We start from the raw sequence: 22130 nt of genomic DNA on the forward strand, positions 1-22130 counted from the left end.
CCCGCTACAACTCAGCCAGTCGGCCCGGCATCGCGCGTTACCCGACAAAAATAGACACGCGACCGACTGCGTCGGCCGCGCATATGGATACGTCTCCTCCATTTTGGTTTGGTATCAACCTTCGCGACGCCGAACCGGGCGCGCATCGGCCACGCTTTTCGGTTTGCATTCGATCTGATCAACCCACAGCGCGCCTTGCGCTTTGCTGAGGTCAAAGTCGATCTCGCACGTTCCGCCGGTGCCCGTCTCATATTGAATGACCGGATAGGCGGTATCGACGTCGATCACGAAACCGCCGTCGGCCGCAGTCGTAGCCTTGCCGATGTGGTTGCGAATCTCGGTGTTCGGCTTCACCAAACCGTTCTCGGTCAGCACGCCGAACACCGTTACCAGCCGGCGGACCTTCGGCATCATCGACGCGACGTTGCCCGGATACAGCACGAGCTTGGCGTCGCCTTCCTGGATATCGAAGTTTTCCGGCGTGTCACGACGCGTGCGGATCGTCACGCGGTGTTCGCGGTATCCCGTAAGCGGAACGAACGTGGAACGCGAATCGAGCGCCAACGCCCCATTCGTGGACACCATCTCGAGGTTGCCACGCGCCGACTTGTCCACGCCGACGATCACGCCGCTTTCGCCCTTCTTGCTGTTGAACCCGATGCCGCGCGTGTTCCACCCGACACTGCCCTGCATCGCGGCGGTGCCGCTGGCGTCGCCGGTATCGTCGATGTTCACGTTACCTTGCCAGCCGAACCAGCGGTTGTGGCCCTGCGCGCCAAGGTTCGCTTGGGTGCTCGACGGATTGCCATAGTCGCTCGACAGCGAACGCGAGCGGTTGACCCCTGCCGACAGATAGTCGACGCCCGGGATACGCTCCGGCCGCCAGCCGACGTGCGCGCCGATCTGCTCGGTATCGAGCGAACGCGAATAGTCGATGCCCGCGTCGCCGAACGAGAACGTCGCATTCAGGCCGACGTAGAACGCATTGTTCCACTTACGGCCCATGCCGCCGCTATTCCGGCTGAACATCTGGCCGCCATTGAGCATCACGCGCACCCATTTGTTCGAGTAAATGTCCTGGCTCCAGTCGATGCGGTAGTCCTGACCACCGCCGCCGTATACGCTGCCGCTCACGTTGAGCGTCGCGTTGTTGGCCCAGCCGAACATACGCGCAACGTTCACGTTCGAACCGAAGCTCAGTGTGCGCTGATTGTATACGCCGTTCTTCGCGGTGCTGCCCGTCGTCAGCATGTAGTTCGCCCACGCGCCGATAGGCCCGATGTTCGCCGCGCCATTCGCATTCACGCGAAAACCGCCGTCGCTCGTCGCTCCCGTGTCGATGCCTACGTTACCGTGCTTAAAACCCCGTTGATACCGCAGTTCGGCGGCGGCCAGACCGTCAAAATAATATGCACTTCCGTTAAACGTGCCGAACCGAGTCGCCATCTTGCCGCTCGCGCCGACGAGCTGTCGGCTGATCGCACCACGTCCCCCAACGTTGTTCGCAACATACTGGCCGACATAGAACTGATACTGCGTGTCCGCACCGGTTCCGCCGTTACTCGGCTTGTACACTTGCTCATTGCGGGACGACACCACACGACCGTTGACAACGACGTCCACGCGAATCGGGTAAGTCCCGACTGGCAACTGGCGCGTATCGATTTCCTGGTTGCCGAGGGGAAGATGCTGAACGTTGATCAGCTTGCCGTCGCGATGAATCTGCACTTCACCCGATGCAGGCATGAACGCGAAGATTGGCGTGCGCGCCAGCGAGCCGTCGTTCAACTCCGAGCGGCTCGCGGTGCCTGCGCTGACGCCAAGAAAGCGCCCGCCCGGAAGGAACGTTGTCTGCCCCAGCGCATTCATCGACCAGGTGCTCAGATAGCCGGCCGTGATCGATACGCCGCGGTAGTCACGTTCCAGCCGCGCTTCATACAGGTTGAAATCGTCGCCGCTGCGAATGTCGCCTTCAACATACGCGTGATTGACACCAATTGCGCTGACCGACTGCATGTGGAGGTAGCCGTTCGCATCGGCTCTGGCGTTCTTCACGACCGACATGTCGTAATTCAGCACACCGCTCGGATGCTTCTCGGTACTGTCGGGCAGCATATGCAAGCGCGGCGCGCCTTCGCTTGCATAGGCATCCCTCGGCAGTTGTGCAACCAGTTCGAACGTCCGGAGATTGAATTCCAGTTGGACGTCAGATACGTCCTCGCGTGCGCTCGACGTTTCCGCGACCATGCGCAGCGGCTTGCCGTAGCGATCCGCAATCCTTTGCTTCGCGGCATCCGTGATGGCGATCTTCGCGAGGCTGAAGTCCACCAGCGTCAGCGTGCGACCATCGTACTTGACGGTCGCCCGGCCCGCTTCCTCCGAACCGCTATCGATCTTGAGCCGCACGGGCACGTCGACACCCTGCTCGAGTGCACCGAGCAGGTTGTCAGGAAAGGCGTACTGACCAGCAGCCAATGTGCCATCGGCATGTGCACCCTCCGCAGGATCGGGCGCGCGATCGGCAATTTCCGGATGCAGCGAGCGAGCATCGCGGCCTGGTTCCATGTCCGACGCTGGCACGGATACCGATGCGTATTCCGAGGCCGTGATCGCGTCGACATCGACGGCGTATGCGGACTCGTCGCGCCCCCTGTCAGCTTCGGGCGTCTCGACTGCCCGCGCCCCCCGATCGAACATCACCGAATGATCCGCCGCAAGCACAGCCGACGACACCCATCCTCCCGCAAGGGATACGGCGACGTTAATTGCTGTCATTGTCGACTTTTTCATTCGCAGTCCAAATTGAATCTCTGTTTATCCAAGTCACATAACCGTGATTCGCTTACTTCGCTACGACCTTCGACGGTGCGGCATTCATCGGGAAATACTGGTAGTCGCTGCCTTTCCAGACGCCAATGCCTTGAAGGGATACCAAGCCCTTTTCCTTTCGCATGTCTCCCGACTCGCCCGGGAGCAGGAAAGTGGATCGGCTGCACGCCTTCGGTTCAGTCGCTGCCTTTTCTTCGCACTTCCCCGTGGCCGTGACATGGACGAAGGTATTTCCGATGTTCTTCACACGCCCGTTGCCGTCGTGTTCGAATTTGAAGTGGATCGTTCGTGGGCGCACGACAAGGATCGAACTCAATCGAATGCGCTGCTTCGCGGACAAGCTGACGCCATCACTGATGTTCGATTGCGACGACACGGCCTGTTCAATGAACGACAACTGGTAGTAGCGCTCCTTGTCGTCCCGCTTGCCCTGGTAGTAGATCTTGACGTCCGCCGTTCGATGCGGCGGCAGAAACACCGTTGCGGGCGAGATCAGCACATCCTTTTTCTGCTCATGCAGCACCTTCAATTGCCGCGGATTGGTAATCTCCTGGACTTCCGTCGACACGAATTTGGCTATCGAGTCGTCGTTCTTGATCTGCTTGACGACGTAGAACTTGTTTTCCTGCATTTCGGTCGTCAACGATCCGATGCCAATGGCCGATGCATGCTGCGCGCCCATCAGCGCGGCCGCCAGAGCCAAGAGTTTGAGTGGCTTCATCGTGTCCTCCGAAAGAAAAGAAAAAGAAAATGCCGAACCCCTAGACCGCGAGGTCCGGCATTACCGGAGTCAATGCCTGCTTCGACCGAATCTACGCAGGCATTCGGCGCAACTTACGCGGTCGGCGTTTCCCAGCTCGCGACGAAACGCACTTCGACGTCGCCGTTGTAACGGCCGTCGGAGACGCCAGACAGACCTGTGCCAGTCAGCGCGTTTCCGTCCTTGTCGGTGCCTTCTGCGATCGAGAACTTCACCGGCACGCCATTCGCCTGGTGGTACGAGCCGTTCGGCGTCTTGTTCGGGCCGACCTTCGACAGATTCATGTTCTGCAGGCCATTTGCCGCGATCGACGGCGCCGCGTCACCGCCGGTGCCCGACAGGATGTCGGTGAGGGTTTCGCTCAGCTCGACGCCACCGAGATCGACGCCGACCTTCAGCGAATCCTTCACGCCACCTGCAACGGCATTCAGCGTGTTCTTCGTGACTTGCGCCTGGATCTTGTAGCCCGTGCCGCCTTCGTAACCCGCCGCGAGAACGGTCAGCGTGCGGTCCTGCGTCGAGAATGCTTCGCTCGACGGGTTCCACTCGAAATCGAGCGTCGTGCTACCTTCCGCGAAGACGCTCAGCGTCACGTCGGACTTCTTGACAACGGATGCCGTCCACTTCACGCGTGCTTCTTCCGGGCCCACGGTTGCGGCGATGGCCGGAACAGCGAACGCGACTGCGAGTGCGGATGCCACTGCGAGGCGGAATGCAGTTTTCTTCATATCGATCTCTCAAAGGTGTTCATCAATTAACTTGGATGACCAGACGACATCCCATACCCGGGGATGCTTCTGGACCGCCCGTCCTACCAACTGCCGGTTCAATGGGTTTGCCAGATCACGGCGGCGAAACGAATTATTTCAATTGAAAGGCCAATGTAATATAAGAATGGGCCTAAAAAATCCTTGACCCGCTTCGAACGGCACACACTCATGCGGCCCGGCGCCCGTGCTGATGGATGACAGTTACACCCGAGCGCATCCCTCTCCGGCAAGTAAGCCAACAGAAAAAGGTTTGCCGAGGACGCGATGATTTGGACGTGCGAAACCGGCAGGTGCGCCGGAACCGAAGACAACACGCATCACGACCACGATGGTCGGTGCATTTCGCGGCGCACCCGCAACGCGCTGCCGAAACACGTCCGCGTGTGTTTTCACCTGCGCTGAATGGCGCCACACGGCGACGGGTGCGATACGCCTTGGCCGGTTCCCGGCGTGCGTCGCTCGAGGGCGGACAAGATGCCGGTATGCAACGTGAGTGCCGCGCCGTGTGCGCGGTCTCTACGGATCGTCAAGCCAGAAGACATGCCCGACGCCTGCAGGTGCCATTGCACAACGGCCGGTCTGCACGCATCCGGGCGCGAACGAACGCGTCGCGGTAGTCCGCGCAAGAACATTCACACGGCCTCGCGCTCAATCGCAGACTAATACATCTGATCGACGCTCGAGTAGCGCGAGCGCGGAAGGCGTACGCTCCGTGCGTACTCTCGCAACGATTCAGCAACTATCGTCGAGACCTTCCCCGACTCCGCCGGCAGGCCGAGCGGGCATGGCGCGGATCTCTGCGGAATGCATTTAGGACGGTTCTCATATTCTGATCGCGCGCCCCTCCGTTAGCATACGAAAGCCATTTTGCGTGTGATTAGCGGGACGACTCGGTTATCCGGTCCTCATCGCAGCCCCCTCCGCTCAACCGCTCGTGGTCGAACGTGCGTTGCGTGTCGACCTGAATCCGGATGGCGGCAATAAATCATGTGCGCTCCACCGAATGTGTCTACTCCTCTCCTCGCCATTGCATTGAAATGTCAAATCTCAAACCACTTTTTCTACGCGCTGCGATTCGCTTTTGCTTGAGCGGCGCGCTGGCGCTCGGTCATGCTGTCTCTGCCAATGCCGCGGCCGATGACCCATTCAGCGTTCCGTGCAGCCGTTCGCCGACGATTTCGGACCACTCTTATGCGCCGTTAGTGATTGAGGTGGGCGATTATCTTTACTTGCCTGACATTCCCGCTGGTACGACGGGTGCACTCGTCGGGCGTATTCACAAAACGAATCCCCAACTGACGCAGCTGGCAATCATCTTCAAGGAAGTGACCACCTGGGACGATTTCCCGGACGTCGCTGTCGGCGCATGGCTGTCGGCGAGCGGCGGCTTGCGCTCGATCGTTGTTCCGAATAGCCAGGATGTGCGCTTCCCCAATCTTCCCTATTCGAGCAAGACCACACTGAATCGTCTCAGCGCGGACTACATCATCAACGGCATGCAAATCGCGTCAATTGCTCAATTTACGCAGCAAACCAGCAACTCGCTGGGGCAGTTCGTTCGCGGGCCGGGTACTCAAGTGCAAGATCAGACCGCCAGAAAGATGGCGGCGGACGCCTTCCTGAACCAGTCACCGATGACGTTCGGTGCGCATATGTTTTACTCCTCTATCATACTTGGAGACCGCGGTCAGCAGCTTTCGGATTGGTGGTTGAATGGAAACTTCTCGAACATGGGCCTTTGCGGATACTCCAGCCAGTTCCTTTACAGAACGACGGTGACGCCAACCGCCTCCCGGACGCTCACGCTGTCACCGATCAGCGGCACCATCAGCGTGTCGAACGGAAAAATGCTCGTATCCGTTCCGCCCGTATGCCGTATCACGGACGGCAACATGGAATGCCCGATATCCGCCAACTCCACGGCCACGATGGATAACATTTCGTTCATCGTACCGCCTTCTCAGCAATCCGATGTATGGTTCAAGACGGCTGGCGGGCAGAAGTTGTCGAAGGTCTCTGCAACTGCCTTAGGCACAACGAAACTGGTGGTCACGTCGAATCTGCTGGATTCGCTGCTGGGCGACGCCGAAGCGAAGCCGCTCGGCGAAACCATCGGCGCGATCGTGCAATCTACGGGTGGAACGGCCGTCGACATGCAGGTGTCTTTTTTCGAAGATACGGAACTGAAACGTCTCACATTCGGCGTCGCGATCGACGAGCGCGACCCCGCCGCGATGGGCAAATATTCCGGTTCGATCGGCCAGGATGCGGAGATCGTCGTGCCGCTCACAATCCGCCAGTATGGCGCGTCGAAGGCGACCAAGGTGTCGGTAGACGTGCTCGCGCCCAGTGTGCAAACCGCCGACGGGCTACGTTGCAAATTCGTCGACAAGAGTGGTGCAACAGTGGTTGCAGTGCCGTCAATCGTCCGCTTTTATGACGGCACTGGGCTCGACGATCGCCCGGACAATTGCGCCGGCACCGTGTATGACGTCGCCACGCTAAGGTGGCGCGAGACCCTCGGCGGCGCATTCGCGTACGAGGGGGCCCTCGATATGGACCTGCGCTTCCCGCTCGATCCAAAGCAACTAGCGACCGACACGTCAGGCGCGCCCTGGTTTGGTACCGTTTCGGCCAGCGGCGAAGTCCGCGTACGCGCTGACTGGCTCTAAGCGACTGCGGCCTTGGCGGTGCTCCGCGCTGACATTAGACATTCGGCGAATACAGCCTTCGATACCGCACCGCTTCGCCAGCATCGTGAGCGCCGGTTCCGTCTGCGACTGTCTCAGGCTCCCAGCGGCGATCGACATACGGGACTGCAGCCGCTTAAGCGGCTTTCGATCCCCACACCCGATCGCCGTCGGTGGCACCTCGGAATTAGATTCTGCGTAGGATTTTTGTAGAAGTCCTGATTTGGTGCCACACGACAAGACTTTGTCGGATTGGAATCCGTCTAATCGAGTGCAGTCGTTCTTTTCGTGAAAAATCAGGACTCGTCGCGCGCTTACACCAGCACTCGAGACTGTCCTTGTCCATCTTTGACTTTCTTTCAGACGTATCTGATTGTTCCGATGAGTCGATTTCGCGACGATAGGTTCGCGTGGGAGGCGTCGTCCTGATAACGCGATTCCTTCCCTGCAAATCATTCACTCAGATTTTTTGGGATCGTTCTGAACAATGAAAAAAATAACCCTGACTCTTCTCTTGATGGCGCTCGCCCTGCCCGCCTTCGCAGGCCAATGCAATAGCTACGGCTATCAAAAGAAGCTGCGAAAACTTGAAGTCAAAGCCGAAGCCGCGAGCCGGTATGGCGACAGGATCAAGGCGCAGAAGCTCCGGGAGAAGCGCCAGTATTTGATGTCCCGTTGCCAGTTGACGCACACCATTGGCGGAGCGGCTGAAAACCACATCCCGTACCAATATCACTAATTTGCCGTAGGCGTAGGCGCGCGGTGTCAGGAAACGCGCGCCGTCCGCACGTGAAAGCAGGCAGGCCCTCGATCAAGGGCCCAGCGCTTACAGAACGCAACGCCGGGCGCAATCTGAACAAGTTCGCTCATCTGCGGATTTCTCCACGCACTCTGAACGTCGAAGTGCGCAACAGCAGGCAGTTCCACACTTCGACGCCGTCACACTTGAAGGAAGCCCGTCCGCTCGCGACACAGCGCCCAATTTCCCGTTGGTTACCGTTAGTGGCTTTGTGCTAGACCGTCAGTTCGACTCAGTGCTTGCTCAAAAAACGATCGCGGCCCTTCACTTCCTCAATCCATTGAGGCTTCCTGCCATGCCCATTGCATGGTGCACCACTCTTTCGATCACGATACTTCGGCGCGATCGGTGCACTCGTGTTCGTCACAACGGTACGGCGCCGCCCGAAAAGCAGCTTTAGCTAATACGACCGCTCCAGCAGCGTGCACGGCGACCGTGGTGATGACCTGGTGACCAGTGCTGATTCAAGTTGGGTCTCTTCTCGGCGAGTCACTCAATTCGGATATCAAATCATGCTCTACATGATGCTATTCAACGTTTTTTGGTGTGTAGCATCCAGATTGAAATTTCCGCTTTCGGGCCGTGTAAGCAGTACAGGCGTGGGTGTCCGGCGCCAAAGGCTGCGATGGCAACAACGGACCGGATAACGATGACGATGCGCGATCGGCCGCTCAAGGCGTTGCGATTGTGATGGACCAACACGGCAGCAGACGCCGATGTTTACACGCTTCCCGTCGTGGCCGCTTTCAACGCACGTTTCGCGAAGCCACAGAAGAGCGACTCCAATGCACACCGTCCGCTTCGGTCTGACGAGAAGCCAGTTCGGTGTCTTCCACGTCAGGCTCTAATGCCGCTTCTTGAATCGCTCCTTTGCGTCGCCGAATGATGCTTGTGTCTTGCCGACGATCTGTTCGGCCTTGCCCGTCAATCTGCTTGTTCGATTTCCCACGACCTTGCCAACCATTTCCTTCAGCTTGCCCTTTGCTTCCGTAAGGCGGCCTTTTACCTGATCTTTGTTCATGACATTGCTCCTTGAAATTTGACGAATGCTCGAACTGCGGTCCGGCACGCCGATCCCAATCGCGATGAGACGTCGCTGCAGGTACGGCGATTGCGCCGGTCGAAGCGTTCGCGCTTGTGGACAATGAGTTGACGGCCGCAAGCTTGACGCTCGCCAGGCTCGCGTCTCTGTACCGGGTGCCGGAGGCAAGGCAGGCGGTGGCCACTCGTTCTCAATCTTGCGGAGGAAGCATGAACACGCTCACTAGCGCCGGCCCGCTGGTTTCGCTGATCGCCGGCATTCTCATCCTCGTGGTACCCCGCCTCCTGAATTACATCGTTGCGCTCTACTTGATCATCATCGGGCTGCTCGGTCTGTTCGGAGGACGTCTCCATTGAATTGATATGACCACGAGATAGCCTGTTACGAACGCGCATCAGTTACATCGTGGTGCCATGCGGGGGTCCGGTGCCGGCGAACACCGCCAGCGCAATGAGCAACACATATACCCGCTGCATGTGAGCGAATGATCGAACAACGACATCGTGCGTCTTCGTCGATGAAATGACTCGCCGCCCCTGCACTGGCCACCGGGCGGAGAACAGTGATGCCAACAGTGCGCACCCTCTCGCAAGGCAGAGCAGGGGCCCTTCCTTCGGATGCGAAGCGGTATTCGACCCGACATCGGCACTGCGGGAATGGGTCGGTTCCCTCCACTTCATTTCAATTCAATGTAAGTGTTGCTTTGTTTGATCTGAACGCAAATCCCGATTGCATTGTGGACCTTGTCCGCGTGCGCTTTCGCGTTGCGCCATCATGCTCTGCATTCCTTCACATTATTCACACGCCGTGCCTCGAAGCGATTGCATATCCGGCCTGAGGCGATAGTGACATCGTGGGTTCGGCCATCGGATCGGCATTGCTGCGAAGAGATGCGGAACGCGTCGTTGAAATAGCGAGCGAAGCGCCTGCCGCTTCGTACGAGAACGATTCATGCTCGTTGTCAGGTACTGAATGGAGGAAAGCACGATGAAGCCCAAGACAATTTCAAACCGCAGAATTCTGGCGACACTCGTGGCAGGCAGCGCACTCGTCGCGGCCACCACGGCCTTCGCGCAAGTCTACGTTGCACCGCAACCGAGGTACGAAGAGCCCGCTCCGGCGCCGGGTGTGTCGATCACAATCGGCATGCACGGCCACCGCTACTGGGAGCACGACGAGTGGATGCATCGTCATCCGCGTGAACATGATCCGTGGCGTGAGGACGAGCGCGAGCGCATGCACGGACACGAATATCGTGAATAGCGCAGACCCGCCGCCAGATACGAGGTGACACGCCTACCGACCAACATTCTCGTATGTGGCGCGCGGACCCGCCTGATTTTCTCGAGCCGCCAACATATCCACGTCAAGGTGCGGCCATCAGTGCCTGGATCAGATTGGCGGCCATCGGGCGCCCGAGGCCGGTCACGTAGTCGTATCCGACCGCTGCGGTACAAAGCGTGCCGCATGTGCCGTTCGATCCGCTGACAATGTCGCGGAAGTTCGCCGCGTAAGCGCTCGACGCGAGACCGTACAGCACGCTCTGGATCGCATTCACCGCGTTCAGCGTCGTCTTGCCGCGCGCGATGCGCAAGCTGTTGACGATCGCGACCAAAGCGGACCATTGCGGTGCGCCCGCGCTCGTGCCGCCGACGACGAACCAGCCGCGCTGCCCCGCATAGCCGTACGAATCGTAGACCGCGAAGCCGGACGCCGGGTCGCCGTCGTAAGCGACGTCGGGCACGCCGCGCAGCCCGAGGCTGTCCGATGGCGTCCCGAAGTTCGACTGATACGTCGGTTCCGACTCGACGGCGCTCTGTCCGCCGCCGCTGCCGGCCCACGCCGTTTCGCCGGCATAAGCGCCACTTGCGTCGGTCGCGATCGACGTGCCGCCGACGCTCAGCACGTACGGCGACGCGGCCGGGTAGTCGACGCCATTGCCGCCGTCGCCGGACGCAGCGACGAACGACACGCCGTTCGCGCTGGCGAATTGCCCGTCGTATTGCGTTTCGGCCAGAAATTCGGCGCTCCCCCAGCTCATCGACACGACCTTGGCGCCGACCCCGCCCGGTGCCGGACTCGTCGCGAGCGCGATCGCGCTCATCAGGTCGTCCAGCGAACTCGATGCGGCTTCGACCAGCACGATCCGCGCATTCGGTGCGATCGCGTGTGCCCACTGCACGTCCAGCGAACTTTCGAGCGCCCACAGCGCATCGGGCGGCGGCGGCCGCTTGTCCGGCGTCGCGTACACCTTCGTGAAGCAGCGCGGGGACGCGCACGGCGGCAAACCGAACGTGCTGCTGAACAATCGCAGATCAGCCTCGACGTTCGGATTGTCATAGGCATCGACAATCGCGATGACCTGATCGTCGCCGCCATAGCCGCGCGCCGGCAATAGATCGAACCCGTAGAAATGGCGGATCTGCTGCGGCGACAGGCCGACCGGATTCCGTTTCGCGGATCCGTGCAGATGGAGCGGCGGCCTCGCAAACCCATGCAGCGCTCGCGACGAGGATTGCGCGAACGCCACGCCGGTCACAAGCGCGACGCTCGCCGATACGACCAACATGCACAGCCCACGCGCAAACGAGGCTCGGTTCATGGTGTTCCCCCTTGGCAAACGAGCTGAGGTGCGTCACTGCACCTTCGCGCTCGTGAACGACAGCGATTTTCCCGTGCCCGCGATGACCAGCCAGTTGTTCTGATCGGTACTGACGACCGTCGCGCTTCCGCTTTTCACGCTCGGCATCTGGTACGTGCGCTTCGGCAACAGCCAGGTCATGTCCTGGAGGTTCGTCGGATGCGTTGCACTGAATGTCCAGCTGGTACCGGTATCTGTCGCCGTCCAGTTCACCAGCAGACGGCGCCGGTCGAATTGCGTGAGCTGGTCCATCGTGAACCACTTGAACTGGCCCGTCGTCGCGAGCGACGCCGCGTAGCTGAGAAACGTCGTAACGACGTTCGGATACCATGACGCGCCCAGCGGGTGCATGTAGATCAACCGGCTCGTGCGGTTCGCAACGACGAAGTCCATCAGCGACAGATACCAGTTCTGAACGTCTGTCGTCGGTACCGCGAACTCCTGGAACTCCTCGAACGTCGCGTACTTGCCGAACGGCATCACCGGAAACGCCCAGATGCCCGGATTCAGCAGCGAACCGTTGCGATACGCCCGCGTTTGTGCATTGCCGGTATGGCCGGTGAAGTAGTAACCGGAATAGCCGTTCGACTCGAGCCAGGTCACCGCCCATGTCGGCGTGTTGCCTTCCGGCGCCGCCCATTCGACGTCCGGCTTGCCCGTCACCGACTGGACCGCATTGTGGTTCAGCACCAGATATTGCGTGAACGTGCTCGCGTTCGTTTCGCTGGCGTTCGCCCCCCAGTAGTCGTGCGCCCAGCCGCCGTGGCTGCCGACTTTGTGCCCGCGCTTGAGCAGGAACGCGACAAGTTGCTTCGCCTGCGTATTGTTCGTCAGGTTGATCCCGAGACCGTCGCCGATCGTCACGTCGTCCGGGCCGGCGGTCATCACGATCGAGTACGGGCCGCTGTTCCAGACACCGTAGTTCTTCAGGTACTGCGCCGGCTGGATCTGGTCTTCCGCGCAGAAGTGCCAGTTCAGGACCATCCCGGCCTGCGCGCGCGGCTGCAGCGACAGGTGCGGCATCGACAGGATGTTCGTCGTGAAGTAACGCAGAAAGCCGTGAATCGGCATGCTGTCGGTTTGTCCGTCGAGATACGCGAGCGGCAGGTTGACGAACATCACGCCGCCGTTTCCATACGCCTGATAGCCCGAGACGAGGCCGAAGTTCGGCGACGTCAGCAGCGTCGTGCCTGTATACGTGCCCTGTGTGACGTAGCTCGGATATGTGAGGAAGCCGTATACGTAGCCGGAAATTCCTTCGAGCACGTCCGTCGTCGCCGACGGTGTCGCAGTCGCGAGCGACGTCGCGCCACTCACCGCCGTGGATACCGATGACAGCGTCGTCGATGTCGGCGAATACGATCCGGATCTGACCTTGCCACCCGTCGACACGCGCCCGAGATTCAGCGGCACGCTGGTCATGCGGCCGTTATCCATCTTGTACGTGAAATACGCCTGATGGTTGTACCCGGCAAGCCCGCCCGGGTTCGACGTGCTCGGCTGCAGGAAGAGCAGCTGATTCGTCGTCGAGCCGGTCGAAGAAGTTGACGTGGTTGCGGCCAACGCCGTCGCGGTCGTCGTCGAGCCGGACCATGTCATCGACTTCCCGGGCGGAATCTGAAGGGCGCGCAACGTGCTGCCCATCCCGGTCACAGGGCCGAGGCCGATCATGCTTCCGCCGAGCGTATCGTAGAGCACGTAGTTGACGCCGGCCATCGAGCTGAATCGCGATTGCCCGGCCGGATAGAATCCAGTTGCGTTCAGCACACCGAAATCATAGACGAGCATCACGCGCCCGCCGTTCAGCGCGTAGTTCTGGATGGCGGTCACGAGCGTATCGTCGGCGACCGTATGCACCTGGTCCGGCAGGATGAGCCCCTGATACTGCTGCAGCGACGTGCCGCCCTGCTTGAATTGCGTGTCGCTGATGAGCGAAATCTGCAACCCCTCCTCCGCCGCCGAATCGAGCCACGCGGACACACGCGGGTCCGGCAGCGTAAAGTTGTCCGGCAGCAGCAACAGCAACTGATTCGACAGTGCGTTCGCCGGCCCGGCTGCGAACGTCAACAGGCAAACGGAAAAGACGATCAGAAAGGCTCGTAGGGCCCGAATTGAGTTGGCCAACATTATGCTCTCCCGTCGGAGGGGGGATAACTGCCGATGCCCGACACGTTGCGGCCGACGCGTTCCGCCCATCGTGATCGAGCGGGCGGCGGCCGGGCCGTGTGGCGCCATCGGCTGAGGGGGGAGAGCGAACGTGCCGCGTTGCGGACACGTCCGGTCATGCAAGTGCATCGATTCGTCGGACGATCACGAACGCGCGGCAACTATCGTTCCCACCGCAATCCATGAAGCTAACAACGTGCCAGTCTCGCAACCACGCAGCCGCGACAGCCACCTGCCATGGAAAGCGCGCGGAACAGGGAAAATCGCACCGAAAACGTTACAGCTTCGATACGGCGGGCCTGGTGGCGCGATGTGACGAGCCGACGGGAAGCGTCGCGATGGACGATGTGAGGTTGTCTGGCGGGGCGGCGCCTGGGTCTCGGGATCGCCAACGCCCTTTGCTGGGCATCCGCAAGCGCCGGGAATCGACGGAGAATGATTCTGCCGAGTAACGCCGGCGCTGCACGCGTGTGGACTGCGTGGCCGTCTCCCGAGTCATGCCTGATGAATTGACAATAAAAATATTCATGCTCGAAGGCCGTTCAGGACATGGCGCGCATCGTCTCGCCACGCCATGACGCAAAAAGGGCCGGCGGGATAAAAAATCACCCCGCCAGCCCCATTCTCACCGGGCATATCTGCCCGGCCTAGGTCACCGGTCGTACTCGAAGGACTCGGTAAAGAGCGTGTCGGCCGTGTCGGACCAGCTCAGGTTCACGAACGAGAAGTCGGTGCTGCCCGTCCAACCGGCCACCGACGGGAACGCGACGCCCTGGTCGCCCGGCACGTTGAGAGTCACCGCCGCTCCCGGCAGAACCGGCGACGCCTGTGCCGAACCGTTGACGAACGTCGGCGCGGGCTGCCCCGACACGGTCGCGCGAATCTGCACGTTGCCGCGCTTGACGAACGGCAGCCCTGCCTTCGACGTCCAGCTCAGCGGGAATGTCGCGCCGCCCGCGAACGTGCTGGCGGTGCCGGGCGTCAGGCTATCGCGCGTGGACTGCGCCAGATCGTGCCACGCATACTGGCGCAGCGCGTCGGGCAACGGCGAAGGTGTACGCAGCCTGACCGTATAGTGCCTGGCCGGCGCCGACGTGTCGCCGTTCTGGTAGACGTCAATCGTATAGGCACTGAAGGGCTTGATGTCGGCCAGCTCGGCGGCGCTCAGTTGCGGCTTCGCCCACGCGGTGTTGTTGCGCGGCGCATCGCCGGGCCACGTGAACAGGCTCTGGCTGGCCGGGTCCTGCGCGACGCCGGCCAGGCGGAAATTGTTGCGGCACTGCGCATTCTTCGTCAGCGCGGCGAGCTGGGCCGGCGTCTGCCCGCTCGCGATCTGCGCGCGGATGTTCAGCGTGTCGCACGTACCGCTCGACGGCTGGAGGAACAGGCCGTTTCGCAATCCCGGGCCATTGACGATCGCGAAATCCACCGCGGTGCCCGATGCATCGACGGTGCCGACCTGCAGGTTGAGCGAATCGACGAACGCATTGGTCCCCGTCGACGGATTGGCCGGATTCAGCCAGTCCCATTTCTGCGCATTCGCGTTCACCTTGCTCAGCACGGCTCGCTGATTGCCGACCACGCGCCAGCCGGTATCGCCGCTCGCGAGGCTGCTCGCCTGCACCGCGAGTTGCACATGCTGCTGCATGCCGTCGCGAATGCCGTCGGTGCGCGTCCACGCGAGCTTGACCCACATCGTGTCGCTGGCGATAACGCGGATGACTTCCGGCAAGCTGAAGCTGGTATTGTTCATCGCATCGTCGGCCACGATGCCCGGCGCGCCGCCGGCATGCGCGCCGAATTCCTGGTCGGCCGACATGCCGTTGTTGAGATAGGCAGCGGGCACGCCTGCGTTCAGCGCGCCAGGCGCGACGCCGTCGACAAAGATCCGGCCGCACGCCGATACGTTGCCGCCCGCGCGCGCCGCGCCGGTCGAACCGGCGAAACACTGATTGAGCGCACTCTGCAATCCCGCCAGGTCGCTCGCGCTCGGCAGGTTCAACACCACCGTGCCGTTGATGGTCGCGGCGGCCGGCAGGCTGGCCTTGTCGCTAGGCTGCGGCGCGACACCGGGCGCGAGCTGAAGCTGCACCGGCGTATCGCTGGACACGCCCGCCACCGAGCTGATCTGAACGCCGCCGTCCGGCAACACGTTGATCTTCACCTGGTCGAGCAGCCGGTCGAGGCCCGGCCCGCCGGCCGTCAGCGGGCCGGAAATCAGGTCGACGCCCGTATTGCCGGTTGCGGTCAGCAGGTCGGCCAGTGCCGACGAATAGGCCTGCACCGTGCTGGCCACCGCCTGGGCGGTGACCTTGCTCTGCAGCAATCCGGTGTCGGCCAGCAGCTTCGTCGGGTTGTCGCCGATGATCGTGGCGGCGATCGCATTCGTGATCGGCGTGATGTTGATCGTCTGCGTGCCGCCCGCGGCACTGAGTGCGATCAGCGTGGCCTGAGAATCCGCGACGTTGCCGTAAGCGGACAACGCGAAAGGCGCGGTCAGTCCGGTCACGGCGCAATGAAACGCGCCGGTCGTGGCGTCGGCGGGACAGTCGACCGATTTGCCGGTCGCATCCATCAGTTTGACCGCCGCGGCCTGCATGGCCGCGCCGGCGGCCGCGACGCCGCTGACCGTCTGTGCAGCCGGTTCGGATGGGGACGAAGATGAACCGCCGCCTCCACAAGCAGACACCACGAGCGCTGCGATACCCCACACGACAGGTTTGAGTTTCATTGTTTTTCCCCCGCGAGTCTTCTGGTTGTCAGGTGCGATACGCAACGCGCATGCACGCTGACCGGAATTCTCGCAAAGGCGATTTTTGCGATCATCATTCAAGTGAATGAAAATCCAGAAACAATGCGGTACGGAAGGCAAACAGCCTGTGTTAGCCTGAAACAAATTCGGTATTCGAATCAATATCGTCAGACAAAATCCGCATACAAAATCATTACGCGGCGGGGTGGAACATGCAACGGGACCAGCTCATCGGGGACCTCTACGAGGCCGCCCTATGCCCGGATGGTTTTCTCGAAGTCTTCCATCGGGTATCCGAATCGCTCGGCGCAAACGTCTTTCATATGTTCAGTTGGGACGCCGCGCGCAATGCACCGAAATTCTCGATCTATTCGCCGCGTGCGGAATTCGACACGATCGTAGCACTCTACGACCAGTATTACGGCGCGCTCGATCCGCGCCGCGGCTTCGTCGAGAATGCACCGCTCGGCGAATTCGTTTGCTGCCAGGATCATCTGACCGAACGCGATGTCGAGCGCAGCGAATTCTTTCAGGACTATCAGATTCCGTCGGGCATTCGCTACCTGATGGGAATGCGCTTCGCGCGCCCGGGCAGCGACGACATCCTGCTCGGCTTGCTGAGAGCGCACGGCCGACCGCCCTATTCGTCAGAGGAACGCGCGAACCTGACGGGCATGGCCGGGCATCTGCAACGCGCGATCAACCTCTGGCAGGATGCAAGCGTGCTGCGTCGGGACGCTGCGCTCGGCCGCGAACTGATGGAGGAACTGGGCTTGTCCGTCTTCACGCTCGACCGGCATTCGCGCGTCATATTCGTCAACCGGGCGGCAGAGTCGATGTTGCGCGCCACCACTTGCCTCAAGCTCGAGCACGGGCATCTGAGCGCGGCGAGCGCACCGCAGAACGATGCACTCAAGGCGGCCGTGGCACGTGTCGCGAAGACCCGCAAAAGCGAGAACCTTGCGCTGGCCGGCACCGTGAGCGCCGCGCACGAAATCTTTATCGGAATCGCTTCGTTATCCGGACAAGCACGCGATGGCGCACTCGGCGACGCTGCGATACTGATCACCGCCAGGCGCCGCAGCGCCGCTCCGCTCGTCGTCGCTCAGCAACTTCGGCAGGCATTCGGCTTGACGAGCGCCGAAGCCGCTGTCGCCGAAGCACTGGTCGGCGGCAAGACGCCGGAGGAATGCGCGGCCATTGCTGGCGTGTCGCTTTCGACCGTTCGCACCCAGTTGCGCGCGATCTACGAGAAGACGCATTCGCGGAATCAGGCCGAGGCGGTTGGCCGGATGCTCTGGGTGCTCCCGCAGCACGCGCGCGATGCGTGATCTCTCGAAATCGGCAACCACCGCCGTATCGAAACACGGCAGCCGCAGCTGCCGGTTGTATTTCGCGCTCGCCAGCACCGTTCGCTCGTTGCAGAACACGCATACTGCGCACGATTTGCGGCCGCTGACGTAGCAGCGGGCCAACAGGTTCGCAACATTCGACGCAAGCCGCCAGTGATGCAGCTGATAGTGCATTGCGACCCGTTCTTCAACGGCGTGATCGACGAATTCCGCATCCATCGCGGCGCGATGTCGGCCGCTCAGGTGAGGGCGCTCGCTCAGGGCGCGTGATGCGTGCCGGGGCTCCGAATGCGTGTCGCGGCGGGCTGCGCCTCCACTGCCCGCTGCTCGGACATCGCGCACGCACTCACGGCGATCGCCTGAAGTAATGCTGCGCCAACGCGACCCAATACCGTACCCCGGCCGGAATGATGTCGTCGTTGAAATCGTATTTCGGGTGATGCAGCGCCGGCGCAGCCGTTCCGGCCGGCGCGTTGCCGATCAGCACATAAGCGCCGGGGCGCTCCTCGAGCATGAAGCCGAAATCTTCGGACGTCATGTTCGGCGGCACGTTGGCGTCAACGCGTGCGTCGCCGAAGGTGTCGCGAATCACCGCTTCGCAGAGCGCGGTCTCGGCCGGCGTGTTGACCGTCGCCGGATAGTACTGAAAGAACTCGACGTCGGCTTGCGCGCCATGAGCGCGGGCGAGCGCCTCGCACATGAGCCGGACGTCGCGCTGCAACTGTTGCTGCAATGCCGACGACAGCGTGCGAATCGTCCCCCGCAGCTCGGCGGTGTCCGGAATGACGTTGTCCGTCGTTCCCGCATGGAACATGCAGACGGAAATGACCGCGGGATCCACGGGATCCTTGTGGCGCGCGGCGATGGTCTGACACTGCAGCACCATCGAACAGGCGAGCGGGACGGGATCGATGCCCAGGTGCGGCTGCGCCGCATGCGCGCCCTTGCCGGTCACCGTGATCCTGAACCGGCAGCCCGCGGCCATGATGGGGCCCGTGCGCAACCCGAAATGCCCGGCCGGCAAGCCGGGCCAGTTGTGCATGCCGAATACCGCTTCCGCCGGGCATTGCTCGAACAGCCCGTCGTCGATCATCTTCCGCGCGCCCGCGCCGCCCTCCTCGCCGGGCTGAAACACGAAATGGACGGTGCCCGGCAGCTGCGGCAACGCTTTCAGCACGCGTGCGGCGCCGAGCAACATCACGGTATGGCCGTCGTGGCCGCACGCGTGCATGATTCCGTACGTGCACGAGGCATGGGCAAAGTCGTTGGCTTCGTGGATCGGCAACGCGTCCAGATCGGCGCGCAGTATGATGCCGCGGCGCGGATCCGCGCCAGGCAGGCTCGCGACGACGCCTGTACCGCCCAGCCCGCGCGTCACCGCATAGCCGAGCGCTTCGAGCTCGCGGGCGACGACGTCGGCCGTCCGGTGTTCTTCGAATCGCAGCTCGGGATGCGCATGCAGGTCCCGGCGCAGCTTCGCCCAGTGCGCGTGATGCGCTTGAAGCGACGTGTCGGGGATGACGGGGTTTTCCAATTTCGGCACCTTCGAAAAATAGACGGCTGCGTCAGTCGTAAAAGCCGACGATCGACTTGGTCTCCATATACTCCTCCATCCCTTCGATCCCGTACTCGCGACCATTGCCCGACTGCTTGTAGCCGCCGAACGGCGCCTGCGGATCCCATGCCGGGTAGTTCAGATGCACCTGCCCCGACCGGATGCGCGCGGCCACCGCACGTGCCCGTTCCTTGTCGGCGCCCTGCACATGCGCGCCGAGCCCATAGACCGTGTCGTTCGCGATCGCGACGGCTTCGTCGACCGTATCGTACGGAAGAATCGCCAGGACCGGACCGAAGATCTCCTGCTGCGCGATCGCCATGTCGGTGCGGACGTCGGAAAAGATCGTCGGCCGCGCATAGAAGCCACGGTCGAATCCCGTGGGCCGTCCGGGGCCGCCGGCGATCAGCTTCGCCCGTTCGTCGATGCCCGCGTCGATCATCTGCGCGACGCGACCGAACTGCGCGCGATTGGCGAGCGGCCCGTGCGTCGTCGCGCCGTCGAACGGATCGCCGACGATCAGCCGTTGCGCTGCCGCGACGGCCAGTTCCTCGACCGCGCCGAGCACGTCGCGCGGCACGATCATGCGGGTCGGCGCGCTGCACGATTGCCCCATGTTCCGGAACGCGGCGGCCACGCCCGGCTCGATCGCCTGCTGCAGGTCCGCATCCGGCAACACGATGTTCGGCGATTTGCCGCCCAGCTCCTGCGCGACGCGCTTGACGGTTGGGGCCGCCGCCTGCGCCACGAGCACGCCCGCGCGCGTCGACCCGGTAATCGATACCATGTCGACCTTGGGGTGCGACGAAAGCGCACCACCCACCGCCTCGCCGCTGCCGCTCACCAGGTTGAAGACGCCCGCCGGCACGCCCGCATCGGCAATCACTTCCGCGAACAGCAGCGCGCTGAGCGGCGACAGCTCGCTGGGTTTCAAGACCACCGTGCAGCCTGCCGCGAGCGCCGGGCCGACCTTCGCGGTGATCTGATAGATCGGCCAGTTCCACGGCGTGATCAGCGCGCATACGCCGATCGGCTCGCGTACGACCGCGGTCGTCCCGCGCCGCGTGACGAACGGGTAGCGGGCCAGATTGTCGCGCGCGACCCGGATATGTTCGGCCGCGAGCGGCACATGGGCACCGCGTGCATAGCTGATCGGCGCGCCCATTTCGAGCGCAAGCGCCGTGGCGAACCGTTCCGCGCGCTCCAGCATCAATGCGTGCACGCGGTCGAGCAGCGCGGCGCGTTCTTGCGGCGAGGTCGCGGCCCAGCGTTCGAACGCGTTGCGCGCGGCGCGCACCGCGCGGTCGGCATCGCGTGCGTTGCCGAGCGGGATGTCGCACAGCACGTCTTCGGTGGACGGGCAGACGACCGCGAAGCGCTCGCCGCCGTCGGGTAAAACCCAGTCGCCGTCGATGAAGAAGCGATCGAGCCTGCCGGCTTCCATCAGATGACGAACCGGTGAATTGACCAGTGAATTCATTGCAGCGTGTCCTTGAGTCGATACCATGCGCCGACGAACGGCAGAAACCACGGCTTGCCGAAGTGGCCGGGAATCGCGGGCCAGTCGAAGCTTTGCCACGGATTGAGATCGGCGCGTCCGTCCATGATCTCCGCCATCAGCGTGCCCATCAGCGTCGCCATGTGCGTGCCGTGGCCGCTATAGCCCATCGAGTAATACACGCCGTCGCGCTGGCCCGCGCGCGGCAGGCGGTTGGCCGTCATGTCGACCATCCCGCCCCAGCAATAGTCGATGCGCACGGCGGCCAGTTCGGGAAACACGGCAGACATCTGCTGTCGCAGGATCAGCCCGCTCTTTTCGTCCGAACGCGGGTTGGACGTCGCGAACCGCGCGCGCCCGCCGAACAGCATCCGGTTGTCGGGCGTGACGCGAAAGAAATTGACGAAGTTCTTGGTGTCGGTGACCATCCGGCGGGTCGGCAGCAACCGGTCGAGCAGTTCGCGCGGCAACGGCTCGGTAACGATGATGAACGCGCCGACCGGCACGATCCTGCGCCGGATCCAGCCGAACGGGCCGACCTGCGAGATGCCGCTCGCGAGCAGCACCTGGCGCGTACGGATCTCGCCGAGCGGCGTTCGCACCGCGTAGGCGCCGCCCGCCTCCCGCGTCATGCCGAGCACCGGCGCATGCTCGAGAATGTGCGCGCCGCGCGCTTGCGCGGCGTTCGCCAGGCCGCGCACATAGCGGCCGACGTGCATCCCGGCACTCTTCTCGAAGATCAGCCCGCCGTGATAGCGGTTCGAACCGATCTCATCGTGCAGCTCCGCCTTCGTCACCAGGCGCGTGTCCGGGTCGACGCTTGCCGCGAGCAGCGCCTGGCTTCGCACGAGCTTGTCGTAGTGCTCGGGCTTCGCTGCGAGCTTGAGCTTGCCGCGGCGCGCGAAGTCGCAATCGATCGCCTCCTCCCTGACCAGCCGCTCGACCGTATCGACACCCGCGTCGAATGCGAGATACAACCGGTTCGCCAGTTCCGTGCCGATGCGCTGCGAAAGGAACGCGTAATCCTGCGCGAAGCCGTTGTTGCACATGCCGCCGTTGCGTCCCGACGCCGCCTGTCCCACGGTGCCCGCTTCGCAGACAACCACGCGCGCGCCCTTCTTCGCCAGCGCGAGCGCCGCCGCCGAACCCGTGATCCCGCCGCCCACCACCACCACGTCGCAACTTCCGTCAGGCCGCTCGGTCGAGCGGCTCATGAACGGCTCGGACGTATCGAGCCAGTAGGATCCGAAACGCATCACGCACTCCAATGTCGGCA

The 22130-nt window shown here is 62.3% G+C and carries 16 protein-coding genes; 6 read left to right on the forward strand and 10 right to left on the reverse strand.

Annotation, left to right across the window (positions count from 1 at the left end):
* Positions 1-114 precede the first annotated feature (114 nt).
* The 3 genes from LGM71_RS23540 to LGM71_RS23550 form a co-directional block, all read right to left on the reverse strand.
* Positions 115-2790 (reverse strand): TcfC E-set like domain-containing protein, encoded by a 2676-nt coding sequence (locus LGM71_RS23540; protein WP_226116631.1) that lies wholly within the window; start codon positions 2788-2790, stop codon positions 115-117.
* 52 nt (positions 2791-2842) lie between these two features.
* On the reverse strand, positions 2843-3550 hold the full coding sequence (locus tag LGM71_RS23545; RefSeq protein WP_226116632.1) for a fimbria/pilus periplasmic chaperone: 708 nt from the start codon (positions 3548-3550) through the stop codon (positions 2843-2845).
* 113 nt (positions 3551-3663) lie between these two features.
* Positions 3664-4317 carry a common pilus major fimbrillin subunit EcpA gene (locus LGM71_RS23550; RefSeq protein WP_059599572.1) on the reverse strand — a complete coding sequence of 218 codons (654 nt, stop codon included), beginning with the start codon at positions 4315-4317 and terminating at the stop codon, positions 3664-3666.
* A 1079-nt stretch (positions 4318-5396) separates the two neighbouring features.
* Here LGM71_RS23550 and LGM71_RS23555 point away from each other — a divergent pair.
* On the forward strand, positions 5397-7031 hold the full coding sequence (locus tag LGM71_RS23555; protein ID WP_226116633.1) for a hypothetical protein: 1635 nt from the start codon (positions 5397-5399) through the stop codon (positions 7029-7031).
* Positions 7032-7536: 505 nt separating this feature from the next.
* Positions 7537-7788, forward strand: a complete 252-nt coding sequence (locus tag LGM71_RS23560; RefSeq protein ID WP_226116634.1) for a hypothetical protein — start codon at positions 7537-7539, stop codon at positions 7786-7788.
* 904 nt (positions 7789-8692) lie between these two features.
* Here LGM71_RS23560 and LGM71_RS23570 read toward each other — a convergent pair.
* On the reverse strand, positions 8693-8869 hold the full coding sequence (locus LGM71_RS23570) for a CsbD family protein (protein ID WP_124627544.1): 177 nt from the start codon (positions 8867-8869) through the stop codon (positions 8693-8695).
* A gap of 230 nt (positions 8870-9099) precedes the next feature.
* On the opposite strand from LGM71_RS23570, the gene LGM71_RS23575 reads away from it, so the two are divergent.
* Together LGM71_RS23575 and LGM71_RS23580 are read left to right on the forward strand one after the other, a co-directional pair.
* Positions 9100-9246: a DUF3096 domain-containing protein gene (locus LGM71_RS23575; RefSeq protein ID WP_124627542.1), complete on the forward strand. Its 147-nt coding sequence runs from the start codon at positions 9100-9102 to the stop codon at positions 9244-9246.
* A 631-nt stretch (positions 9247-9877) separates the two neighbouring features.
* Positions 9878-10153 (forward strand): hypothetical protein, encoded by a 276-nt coding sequence (locus tag LGM71_RS23580; protein ID WP_226116637.1) that lies wholly within the window; start codon positions 9878-9880, stop codon positions 10151-10153.
* 103 nt (positions 10154-10256) lie between these two features.
* On the opposite strand, the gene LGM71_RS23585 is transcribed toward LGM71_RS23580, so the two are convergent.
* The 3 genes from LGM71_RS23585 to LGM71_RS23595 form a co-directional block, all read right to left on the reverse strand.
* Positions 10257-11492: a S53 family peptidase gene (locus LGM71_RS23585; RefSeq protein WP_174909565.1), complete on the reverse strand. Its 1236-nt coding sequence runs from the start codon at positions 11490-11492 to the stop codon at positions 10257-10259.
* Between the two features lie 33 nt (positions 11493-11525).
* Positions 11526-13658 (reverse strand): polysaccharide deacetylase family protein, encoded by a 2133-nt coding sequence (locus tag LGM71_RS23590; protein WP_226116638.1) that lies wholly within the window; start codon positions 13656-13658, stop codon positions 11526-11528.
* A 691-nt stretch (positions 13659-14349) separates the two neighbouring features.
* Positions 14350-16428, reverse strand: a complete 2079-nt coding sequence (locus LGM71_RS23595; RefSeq protein ID WP_226116640.1) for a hypothetical protein — start codon at positions 16426-16428, stop codon at positions 14350-14352.
* 233 nt (positions 16429-16661) lie between these two features.
* Here LGM71_RS23595 and LGM71_RS23600 point away from each other — a divergent pair, with 233 nt between their 5' ends.
* Positions 16662-17780 carry a helix-turn-helix transcriptional regulator gene (locus LGM71_RS23600; protein ID WP_226116642.1) on the forward strand — a complete coding sequence of 373 codons (1119 nt, stop codon included), beginning with the start codon at positions 16662-16664 and terminating at the stop codon, positions 17778-17780.
* A 174-nt stretch (positions 17781-17954) separates the two neighbouring features.
* Positions 17955-18071 (forward strand): LamG domain-containing protein, encoded by a 117-nt coding sequence (locus tag LGM71_RS23605; protein WP_226116644.1) that lies wholly within the window; start codon positions 17955-17957, stop codon positions 18069-18071.
* 76 nt (positions 18072-18147) lie between these two features.
* Here the strand turns inward: LGM71_RS23605 and LGM71_RS23610 are convergent, their stop codons facing one another.
* Genes LGM71_RS23610 through LGM71_RS23620 form a run of 3 tightly spaced genes read right to left on the reverse strand, consistent with a single transcriptional unit; the run spans position 18148 to position 22110 of the window.
* Complete coding sequence (locus LGM71_RS23610) at positions 18148-19335, reverse strand: M20 aminoacylase family protein (protein WP_226116647.1); 1188 nt, start codon at positions 19333-19335, stop codon at positions 18148-18150.
* Between the two features lie 31 nt (positions 19336-19366).
* The gene (locus LGM71_RS23615; RefSeq protein WP_226116650.1) at positions 19367-20836 is read right to left on the reverse strand and encodes an aldehyde dehydrogenase family protein; all 1470 of its coding nucleotides are present in this window, start codon (positions 20834-20836) and stop codon (positions 19367-19369) included.
* Positions 20833-22110, reverse strand: a complete 1278-nt coding sequence (locus LGM71_RS23620; protein WP_226116652.1) for an NAD(P)/FAD-dependent oxidoreductase — start codon at positions 22108-22110, stop codon at positions 20833-20835. The genes LGM71_RS23615 and LGM71_RS23620 overlap by 4 nt, the downstream gene beginning before the upstream one ends.
* Positions 22111-22130: the final 20 nt, after the last annotated feature.

The sequence above is a fragment of the Burkholderia sp. AU33545 genome (assembly GCF_020419685.1).
GTDB classification, from domain to species: domain Bacteria; phylum Pseudomonadota; class Gammaproteobacteria; order Burkholderiales; family Burkholderiaceae; genus Burkholderia; species Burkholderia diffusa.